The sequence below is a fragment of the Aggregatilinea sp. genome (assembly GCF_036822615.1).
Taxonomy (GTDB): domain Bacteria; phylum Chloroflexota; class Anaerolineae; order Aggregatilineales; family Aggregatilineaceae; genus Aggregatilinea.
The window spans coordinates 1-9,985 of record NZ_DAISHJ010000155.1; the positions used below are offsets into that span (position 1 = coordinate 1).

A 9,985-nucleotide genomic window follows, 5' to 3' on the forward strand; every position below is an offset into this window, starting at 1 on the left:
TTTGAAACCCGCCCCTACAGTTCGCAGGGTCACGAGAGCGTGAGAAACCAGTTTTTTCCCTCGAGAAGTGCATAACAGCCTCTAAGTCCCGCTATTCGTTACGTTTTACAGCAGCCCGGCCTCTCCGCGAGGGGCCGGGCTGTGTTTTGCGGATACCACCTTCGATTATGAAATTATCATGAAAAAATGCGTTTAACCGTTCAGTAACTCATGTGTTTAGTTGTGCGGCACAAAAGGTGTACTACAATTTAGATTATCTCTTACTCTTTAGCAAGGAGCTTTATTTATGTCCAAGAAGGCGCTTCGCTTTATTTTGATCGCCATGATGTTGTGTGGCGCGCTGCCTGCTTTTGCGCAGGGTGACACGCTGCCCAACTCTTATTTTCTTGACTGGGCCGGGGTGTCGTTCCGTTACGCGGATGGCTGGGAGATCGCCGAGAACGACCAGGGATCGATCTACCTCACCGCTGGCACGGCGGAACTCTTCCCAGACTGGTATCCGCCCGAACTGCTGGCCGAATATGGCGTTGAGGTCGGGGACGTTGCCGGCGTGATGCAGAATTTGCAGTTCAATCCTATGGACCAGACGATCACGTTCGATCCGGCGGCTATCCAGGTCGTCAAGATCGATGGGCGGCAGATTTACACGTACGAATTCACAGACACCGACGAGGCTGGGCCCTATACCATGCTGTTGGGGGCCATGGCCGTTTCGGACGGCACGGTCTTCACCGCGAACATCTATCCGACCCAGTCCGACGCAGTGCCCGCGACCTTGCGTGATGAGGCGCTGCAAACGCTGGCGTCGTTCAATATCGAGCCGGTGGTGACGCCCACTTACGTGTTCGAGGAATCGGGGATCGGGGTGGTGCTGCCCGATACGTGGCAGGTCTTCACGGAAGACAACGGCTACGTGCGCTTCGAGAGCGAAGAAACCTACTTCGACCCGTACTGGTACGATGCGGACGACGCTGCTGCCGTCAGCGCGGCGGGAGATGTCGCGGCGGTACTTCAGGATGTGGCGGCGGGCGTCGATGCACCCTTCGACCCGGCGGCAGTCCAGGAGGTTGACGTCAACGGGCGCACGGTCGTAATGGTGACCTACAACGATACGTTCGAGAACAACAACGTCGATTATACCGGGATCATCGCCGGGACGCTGCTCAGCGATGGGACCGTCTTCGCGGCGGACATTTACCCCACGTACGGCAGCGAAGTGACCGAACTGGACGTGGCGCTGGACGTGATCGCATCGGCCCAGAGCGGTACGTCCGCTGATACTGCGCAGACCGACACGCCCGCCGACACCGCCGCCCTGACGGAGTGGTTCGATCTGGACGGCGCGGGCCTGGGCTTCTACTATCCCGCCGACTGGACCGTGCAAACGAGTGACTCTGACTTCACCTATATCGTCGACGATGTGACCGGCATCGATCCCTACTACATAACCCCTGAAAATTTTGCGGACTATGGGGTCAAGGCGGGCAATCCGGGCACGGCGATCATGGCGCTGCTGAATTCGTGGGATGCGGGTGCGGGCGTGGATGTGTCTACGTTCGAGATGGTGTCGGTCAATGGGCGCGATCTGGTGATCTACAAAACCCAAACCGTAACCGATACGGAAACGTACGATACGTGGTACGGCGCGGTCGAGGCGGAGAACGGTTCGATGGTCGTGATGGACATCTACCCGCTCGCCGGTACTGACTTCACCGAAGGCGATCTCGCCCTCGAAATGCTGGCGTCCGTGACGTCGAACTAGTCGATCGCAGGCTTTCGCCGATAGCGCAACAGCCCGGCCTCTCCGCGAGGGGCCGGGCTGTGTTTTGTCTGGCGAGTGGCGGCCCCGCGACCTCACCCCCGGGTCCAGAAAGGCAGGGATCAGGGAAAAGCACGAGCAAAGGCCAAGGCAGACCTCACCCCCAGCCCCTTTTCAATCAAGTTGGAGAGGGGAGACAAGCAGTGTCCCAATGGGTTTCGTAGGGGCGAGGCTTGCCTCGTCAGTGGTGAGAAAAGCCGGGTAGGGCAAGCCCTACCCCTACGGTTATCGACCCTGGCGCGCTGTGTCGAACGCTTCGCGTGCCGGGGAAAAAGGCAGATCGTCCCTACACGTCGATGCTGGTCATCTTGCGGCCCTCGGCCAGCAGCTCATCGACCGCATCCTGCGTCGGCGCTTCGGCGTAGACGCGCAGCACCGGCTCGGTTCCGCTGGGACGGATCAGCAGCCAACTGTCGTCCGCCATCACGAACTTGATGCCGTCGAAGGTGAAGCAGTCGCGCACGGCCTGGCCCGCCATCGTGGGCGGCGCGGCGTTGCACAGGCGCTCCACCATTTCCTTCTTGGGTACGGGCGCTTTCAGGTGGAAGTCGGTGCGGGTGTAGCAGGTCGGCCCGTACTGTTTTTGCAGGTCCGCCACGATTTCCACCAGCGGCACGCCCGCATCGGCCATGATTTCGAGCAGCAGCAGGCCCATCAGGATGCCGTCGCCTTCGGGAATGTGCCCCTTGATGCTGATGCCGCCGGATTCCTCGCCGCCGATCAGCACGTCGCCGCCCAGCATGTGATCCGCGATGTAGTTGAAGCCCACGGGCGTCTCGTGCACGGCGAGGCCGTGTTGGGCCGCGATGCGGTTGACCATCATCGTGGTGGAGACGGTCTTGACCACGTCGCCAGTCCAGCCGCGTTTTTCCGCGAGATAGCGCAGCGACAGCGCCATGACCGTGTGCGGATCGACAAAATTGCCCTGGCCGTCCATCGCGCCGATGCGGTCCGCGTCGCCGTCGGTGGCGATGCCCACGTCCGCGTGGCTGTTCTGGATGGCAGCGGCCAGCGCGTCCAGGTATTTGCGGATCGGCTCCGGGTGGATGCCGCCGAAGCCAGGATTCAGATCGCCACGAATTTCCGTCACCTGGCAGCGCGAGCGCGAGAGGATCGCGCGGATCGCGGTGCGGCCACTGCCGTACATCGGGTCGGCCACGATGCGCAGCTCCGCGTCGGAAATCTTGTCGATGTTCACCAGCGATTCGAGGTGTTCGTAATAGGCGTTGGTGGGGTTGAAGCGCCGGATCATGCCTTCGTCCTGCGCTTTTTCGTAGCTCATCAGGTTCGGGCCGCGCGCCTCACGCTGCGCCGCTTCGAGGAAGCTCTCGACAAGCTGGCACTCCGACGGCAGTGCCGATCCGCCATAGGCCGCCTTGAGCTTGAAGCCGTTATAGCGCGGCGGGTTGTGCGACGCGGTGATCACCACGCCCGCAACGGCGTTTTTGTGCTTGACGTTGTAGCTGATGGCGGGCGTCGGCGCGTCCGTGCGCGAGAGCCACGTCACGATGCCGTTTGCCGCCAGCACGCGCGCCGTCTCGATGGCGAAGCGGTCCGACAGGAAGCGCGTATCGAAGCCGATCACGACTTCCGGGTTTTTGCGGTCGGGGAATTCTTGAGTCACATAGTCCGCGACGGCCTGCGCGACCAGCCGCAAATTGCCAAACGTGAACGTTTCTGCGATGACGGCACGCCAGCCATCGGTTCCGAATCGAATACTCATAGGTTATCGCCCGGTCCCCTTTCTTAGCGATAGATGCGAAGGTTTGCCACTGCTGCCAAATCACTCACTATGGAAGGCCACCCCAGGCCCGCCAATCGACTCAGATCGCCTTCAGTGTACAGTATTTTTGTGTCTTACGCTCCGGCGGCAGGCAAAATTTACAGTGTTGCTACATCCCCGGGTTGGGCGCTCCACACGGACCATCCGCCGAGCCTGTTGGTGCGGAAAGAAACCTCACCTCGGCCCCGGAGAGGCAGCGGTTAGCCGAGAGTCAAAAGCAACCGCGACCTCACCCCCAGCCCCTCTCCAGTCTGGGATGGAGAGGGGAGACAAACAGCGCCCAATGGGGTTTTGTGGGGAGGGTTAATTCCGTCCCATAGACACCAGGTTAAGCACATCCGGCTCTTCGTAGGGGCGATGCTTGCATCGCCCGTGGTCAGCAAAGCCGGGCGGGTCACAGACCCGCCCCTACGGATCGTGGGCTGGCGGGTGAGCGGAAACCCCGTCTTTTCGCGCAGAGTGCGCACGCGGCGCTCAGAACGAGTAGTGCGTGGCGACCGCGTACCCGTCGAAGTAGCGCGTTTCCAGGTAGCCGGGCGGCGTCGCCGGATCGTACAGCGGCAGGTCTTCCCAGCGCTGCCAAGTATATTGGAACGCGACGCTGGCGGCGGTGCAGTACGTGATCCCGTCGCGCACGGTCTGAACGGGGCGGTGCAGGTGGCCGCCGAATACGCCGCGCAGCCGGTCGCGGGCGGGCAGCAGGGCCGCGTGCAGCGCGTCTCCGTTCGTGATCGGCATATGCTCGTCCAGCCACGGCGATCCCATCGGGAACGGCGGGTAATGCACGAAAACCGTCAGCGGCAGCGTGCCGCTCTCGACCTCCGCGCGCAGAAACGCAAGCTGGGCCTCGCTCATGAAGCCGAGCGGCTGCGGGACAGTCTCGCTGAAGGCGTCCAGCACCAGGAAACGCTCGCCCTTTACGTCGAAGGTGTAGCTCAGCGGCGCGTCGGGATCGGCGCTGTGCGCGGTGGCGGCGGGGTCCATCATGTCGCGCAGCGTGGCGACCGAGTCGTGATTGCCGTTCACGAAATACACCGGCACGTTTACCCGCGCTAGGATCTCGCGCGCCAGATCGTACGACGCCGGGCTGCCTTCGTCGGACACGTCGCCGGTGTGAATCAGAAAATCGGGCGGCTCCATGTCGTCGAACAGCGTCACGAACCGGTCCAGGCAGTCGTACGGGCGCACGCCGTGTTTCTCGAAGTCGCGCGTCGGGCCGAGGTGCGAATCGGTGATCTGCACGAAGGTCAGTTTCGGTTGCATGTCGTTTGATTTTCTCCTGAGACGGGCCAACCACACACGCCGGGAACTCTAGCGCGGGGCCGGGCAGGACGCAATACGCGCCGGTCAGAACGAATAGTGTGTGGCGACCGCGTAATCGTCGAAGTAGCGCGCCTCCATGTAGCCCGGCGGCGTCGCGGCGTCGAAACCCAGATCGTCTTCCCCGCGCCGCCACGTAATCTGGTACGCGGTGCTGGCGACGGTGCAGTACGCAATCCCGTCGCGCACGGTCTGGGCCGGGCGGTGCAGGTGGCCGCTGAACACGCCGCGCAGCCGGTCGCGGGCGGGCAGCAGCGCGTCGTGCAGCGCGTGCCCGTTGAGGATCAGCATGCGCCGGTCCAGCCACGGCGATCCCATCGGCAGGGGCGGAAAGTGCAGAAACACGGTCAGCGGCAGATCACCACCTTCCGTTTCGGCGCGCAGAAACGCGAGCTGCGCGTCGCCCAGGCATCCGGCGGGCTGAAGCGCGCCCGGATCGAACGCGTCCAGCACCAGGAAGCGCTCACCCTTCAGGTCGAAGGTGTAGCAGAGCGATCCGGCGACGGCGCTGGAGGGCGTGCCGCTGGCGGCCAGGATTCCGCCCATGTTTTCGATCAGGTCGTGATTGCCGTTGACGAGGTAGAGTGGCACGTTGATCCGCGAGAGCAGATCCCAGGCCAGCTCATAGGACGCCGGGCTGCCGTCGTCGGTGATGTCGCCGGTGTGGATCACGAAGTCCGGCGGCTCCGGCATGGCGTTGAGCAGGGTCACGAAGCGCTCAAGGTTGTCGTAAGTGCAGGCGGTGCGGGCCTCGTGGCTGCGCGTGGGGCCAATGTGCGTATCGGAAATCTGAACGAAGCTGAGTTTGGGCTGCATACGGTTTTGGTTGTCTCCTGAAGGAGCGGGCCGCCGCGCCGGGATCTGGCGCGGGGCCGGAATACACGCGACATAATCCGTGAAACAGTGGTGTGGCACACCAAAACCGCGATCCGGTTTGGTGCAGGTTTTGCAGGGACGGATTTTAAGCCCGCCCGGCCAGATCGCCCGCGCGGATCTGCGCCACAAACGCGGTGATCTGCGCGTCCAGCTCGGCGGGGTAGGTGGAGCCGGTCCGCCCGGCGGTTTCGGTTGCCAGCCGCCGGAACAGCGCCATCGACGCGTCCAGGGCGCGCCACGTGTCCGCCGCGTCGAAGTGCGCGAACGTCTCGTGCAGCGCGCCATACGCCGCCGGATCGGCCCAATCGGCCATGAAACGCCCGTCGATCCAGGTGTCGCACGCGGGGCCGTTGAGCGCGCGGGCGTGCCATTCGAGCATCGTCAGCAGGCTGTCTTGCAGCCGCCGTTCGAGCAGCTTGGTGACCCAGAGCTGGCCGCGCCACAAGTATTTGGCGACCTGCGCGGCGGAATACCAGAAGCGCGTCACCACGGCGCGATAGGCTTCGCCGTCCGGCAGATCGCCGGGCGGGGGCGTGGTTGGCGCGGGCGGGATCTGCGCCAGCAGCCCGTCGCGGTCCAGCAGGGTCACGTAGCCGCGCCCCAGAATGTGATCGGGCGACTGCGCGGCGACCATGTGCTCCAGCCGCCCCAGGGTAAAAAACACCATATCGACCTTGTAGCCGCCCTCGTAGATCGCCATTTGCTCGCAGTCGTCGCCCTCGTGCGACGCGGGCACGTTGAGCCACATTGGGCCGAAGCCGCCGATCCAGTCGCTCCAGGCGCGGTAGCGGGCCGGGGTGCGCGTGAACAGGATCAGGTCCAGGTCCGACAGCGCGTCGGCGGGTCGGTACGAGCGCGCGAACGAGCCGATCCGCACCACGGCGCGGATGTCCGGCTGTTGGGCGGCCCAGGCCAGCGCGGCGTCTTGCAAGCTCTGCATTACCGGGGGGAGGGGGATCATTCCAGCGTCCTTAGCGTGCGTGCGTTGTCACGCCGCAAAGTCTATCCGCCCACGCCGGGGCTTTCAAGCGGCATTTCGCCCACGGAGTCACTTCATACGCCTCCAACGAAGTCACTTACGACAGTTGTGCATTTCTCAATTTCCACTATTATGAATAAAGGGGAATTTGGAAATTCAAAACGAGGAGCTTACTGCGATGCGCCTGAAATGGATCGTTTTTGGCCTGCTGGTGGTAGCCTTGCTGGCTCCGGCATTGTACCAACCTGGGTCGGCCCTGGCTCAAGATTCCGGCACGACGCATACTGTGCAGCCGGGTGAAAACCTGTTCCGAATTTCGCTCCGGTACAACACCACGGTTGCTGCGCTGGCGGCACTGAACGGGATCAGCAACCCGGCCCTCATTTATTCGGGGCAGGTGCTGAAGATTCCGGTGGCGGGCTCGAATCCGCAGCCTGTGACCGTGACCCCGCCGCCCGCGACCGGCGGCACCTATACCGTGGTGGCGGGCGACACGCTGTCGCGGATCGCGCTGCAATATGGCACGACCGTGGCCGCGCTGGCGCAGGCCAACGGCATCGCCAACCCGAACCTGATTTACGTCGGGCAGGCCCTGACCATTCCGGGCGCGACCGGCGTCCCCGTGACGCCGCAGCCGACTGCCGCGCCGGGTGCAACCGCCGCGCCGCAGGCTACGCCGATCCCCGGCCAGCCCGTTGGCTCGTTCGGCCTGGGCGCGCACGTGGACAGCTTCGCCTATCCTGACCTGATGCGTCAGGCGAACATGACCTGGGCCAAGCGCCAGGTGCGTTACAACCTGGGCGACGATCCGTCGGGCGTGAAGGCGCTGATCGATCAGGCGCACGGCCAGGGCTTCCGCATTCTGCTCGGCATCGTGGGCGATAAGGCCCAGCTGGCGTCCGGCGGCACGGGCTACATGGACCAGTTCGCGGGCTACCTGGGCGGCGTCGCCGCGCTGGGGCCGGACGCGATCGAAGTCTGGAACGAGCCGAACCTCGACCGCGAATGGCCGAACGGGCAGATCAGCCCCCAGATGTACACCCAGATGCTGCAGAAGGCCTACACCTCGATCAAGACCGCCAACGCGAGCGTGATGGTGATCAGCGCGGCCCCGTCACCGACGGGCGCGGAAGGCGCGTTCGGTTCGGGCGCGGTGTGGAATGACGACCGGTACGTCGCGGGCCTCGCGGCGGCGGGCGCAGCCAACTACATGGACTGCATCGGCATCCACTACAACGAGGGCATCGTCTCGCCCGACCAGACGACCGGCGACCCGCGCGACAACTACTACACCCGCTACTTCTGGGGTATGGTCAACACCTACTGGAACGCGTTCGGCGGCTCGCGTCCGCTGTGCTTCACCGAACTGGGCTACGTCTCGCCTGAGGGTCTCGGCGCGCTGCCCGCTGGCTTCGAGTGGGGCAACAACACCACCGTCGCGCAGCAGGCGCAGTGGCTGGCCCGCGCGGCCCAGCTCGCCCGCCAGAGCGGTAAGGTCCGCCTGATGATCATCTGGAACATGGACTTCACCGACTACGGCGCCGACCCGGCTGCTGGGTACGCGATCGTGCGTCCGGGTGGAAGCTGCCCGGCGTGCTCCGCCCTGGGCGCTGCGCTGCAATAATCCGCGCAGCACGTATCACTGTGCACCACACGGCGAGCCTCAAACGAGGCTCGCCGTTTTTTGTATGACCCGCCATCCAAAACCGTTAACTGCCCGGTAACGTAACGTTCACAAATTTTTCAAGAGTGTCTTACCTAGAATCAATATATAATGAAACAGGAATAAAACAGAATTGCGCATTTTTGCACCAATTGGGGACCGTCTATGTGGTTTCTCCTCTTTTTCGGGTGGACGGCGGCGGGCGCCGTCAGCAGTTTTCTGGTGACTCAGCTTGGCTTTCCTTATACCTGGGTGACGCCGTTCACCCTGGTGATGCTCGCGGCGATGTTCCTGCTGGCCTATCGCGGCTACCAGATCCGCGCGTGGCTGCTGGCGGGGTGCGTGGGCTTCGTGCTCGTGTCGGGCATGGCGATCGCGCGGGCGCTGATCGTGTCCGAGCCGGACATCCCCGCCGATTATCTGGCCGAGTTCAAGACGTCGCACCGGCAGTCGCTGCCGGGTGGCCTGGATGAGTATCTCTATACGGGCTACGACGCCGATTACGTCGTGGAATACGACCCGGAGCGCAGCGGCTATTTGATCCCAACGGGCTACGGCGGCTCGATGCCGGTCACCATCGACTTCGAGCCTATGAGCACCGCCGGGGGACAGTGGGCGTTTGAGTCAGGACGGGTCCGGCTGCGCGGCGGGGTCAGCGGCACGGTGAGGGCCGAGGACATGCGCGACTGGGAAGGGACGGCGGCGGTCGCGTTCGAGCCGGGCGAAGCGCCGCGCTCCGCCTATCCGCAGATGCTCGCCATGCTGCCGCTGCCCATGACGCCCCCGCGCGAGCCGATCCAGGTGACGGCGAGCATGGACGTCAGCTACCCGCTGCCGGAGGGCGACGTTGGCCAAACGACGCTCACACGCGAGTTTTCGCTGACGGTCATCGGTGACGAGTACTACTCGTACTACCAGACCTACACCGAATGGGACCGCATGCAGAGCGTGCTCAAGACGCCGATCTGGATGGGGCTGGTGCTGGGCAGCATCCTGGCCGTGGCGGGCGGGATCTATTTGATCCGCGACGGCGCGCTCCAGCCGGAACCGTCGTCGGGGCTGCACATGGTCGTGCGGCGGCGCAGCGCGTTCCAGCAGTTTGGCGCGGAGGTGCTCGATCTCGACAAGTTCGCGGAGGCGGCTCCCAACGTGGACCAGGGCGTGTTTGTGGGCCGCGTCGTGGCGCAGTCTCCGGCGGGGCGGGGCGGGTTACGGACGGGCGATGTGCTGGTCGAGCTGGCGGGCCAGCAGGTGACGACGACGCGCGCCGTGAACCGTCTGGTCAAGGGACGCAAAAAGGGCGAGCGGGTTTCCGCCTCGGTGCTGCGCGCCGGGCAGCGGACGGAGCTTCAAATCCGGTTCTAGAGCGTGTTACGGTTTTACAGCCCCCCATCCCCTGGCCCCTTCCCCCACGCAAGCGGAGGGAAGGGGAAACATCCCCGCGTAACGTGTGTTGCGTGGAGACTGGGAGAAAAACGGGCGGGTTGATGCAGTTTAATAAAATAATCCGGACATCACCGCGACCTCACCCCCAGCCCCTCTCCA

The 9,985-nt window shown here is 63.9% G+C and carries 7 protein-coding genes; 3 read left to right on the forward strand and 4 right to left on the reverse strand.

From position 1 onward, the window contains the following. The first annotated feature begins 286 nt into the window (after positions 1-286). On the forward strand, positions 287-1,762 hold the full coding sequence (locus tag V7116_RS23795; protein ID WP_324394487.1) for a hypothetical protein: 1,476 nt from the start codon (positions 287-289) through the stop codon (positions 1,760-1,762). 343 nt (positions 1,763-2,105) lie between these two features. Here the strand turns inward: V7116_RS23795 and V7116_RS23800 are convergent, their stop codons facing one another. From V7116_RS23800 to V7116_RS23815, 4 genes are all read right to left on the reverse strand, one after another. Further along, complete coding sequence (locus tag V7116_RS23800) at positions 2,106-3,542, reverse strand: phosphoglucomutase/phosphomannomutase family protein (RefSeq protein WP_324394488.1); 1,437 nt, start codon at positions 3,540-3,542, stop codon at positions 2,106-2,108. A 534-nt stretch (positions 3,543-4,076) separates the two neighbouring features. Next, on the reverse strand, positions 4,077-4,865 hold the full coding sequence (locus V7116_RS23805; RefSeq protein ID WP_324394489.1) for a metallophosphoesterase: 789 nt from the start codon (positions 4,863-4,865) through the stop codon (positions 4,077-4,079). 84 nt (positions 4,866-4,949) lie between these two features. Then, positions 4,950-5,738, reverse strand: a complete 789-nt coding sequence (locus V7116_RS23810; protein WP_324394490.1) for a metallophosphoesterase — start codon at positions 5,736-5,738, stop codon at positions 4,950-4,952. A gap of 145 nt (positions 5,739-5,883) precedes the next feature. Next, positions 5,884-6,759: an aminoglycoside 6-adenylyltransferase gene (locus V7116_RS23815; protein ID WP_324394491.1), complete on the reverse strand. Its 876-nt coding sequence runs from the start codon at positions 6,757-6,759 to the stop codon at positions 5,884-5,886. 196 nt (positions 6,760-6,955) lie between these two features. On the opposite strand from V7116_RS23815, the gene V7116_RS23820 reads away from it, so the two are divergent. Both V7116_RS23820 and V7116_RS23825 read left to right on the forward strand, forming a co-directional pair. After that, positions 6,956-8,401, forward strand: a complete 1,446-nt coding sequence (locus tag V7116_RS23820; RefSeq protein WP_324394492.1) for a LysM peptidoglycan-binding domain-containing protein — start codon at positions 6,956-6,958, stop codon at positions 8,399-8,401. A 204-nt stretch (positions 8,402-8,605) separates the two neighbouring features. Then, positions 8,606-9,805, forward strand: a complete 1,200-nt coding sequence (locus tag V7116_RS23825) for a PDZ domain-containing protein (protein WP_324394493.1) — start codon at positions 8,606-8,608, stop codon at positions 9,803-9,805. The last annotated feature ends 180 nt before the right edge of the window (positions 9,806-9,985 follow it).

Bases quoted from the DNA above. Each gene is read 5' to 3' on its own strand.
- V7116_RS23795 (WP_324394487.1), top strand. From the start codon at position 287: ATGTCCAAGAAGGCGCTTCGCTTTATTTTGATCGCCATGATGTTGTGT.
- V7116_RS23805 (WP_324394489.1), bottom strand. From the start codon at position 4,865: ATGCAACCGAAACTGACCTTCGTGCAGATCACCGATTCGCACCTCGGC.
- V7116_RS23815 (WP_324394491.1), bottom strand. From the start codon at position 6,759: ATGATCCCCCTCCCCCCGGTAATGCAGAGCTTGCAAGACGCCGCGCTG.
- V7116_RS23820 (WP_324394492.1), top strand. From the start codon at position 6,956: ATGCGCCTGAAATGGATCGTTTTTGGCCTGCTGGTGGTAGCCTTGCTG.
- V7116_RS23810 (WP_324394490.1), bottom strand. From the start codon at position 5,738: ATGCAGCCCAAACTCAGCTTCGTTCAGATTTCCGATACGCACATTGGC.
- V7116_RS23800 (WP_324394488.1), bottom strand. From the start codon at position 3,542: ATGAGTATTCGATTCGGAACCGATGGCTGGCGTGCCGTCATCGCAGAA.
- V7116_RS23825 (WP_324394493.1), top strand. From the start codon at position 8,606: ATGTGGTTTCTCCTCTTTTTCGGGTGGACGGCGGCGGGCGCCGTCAGC.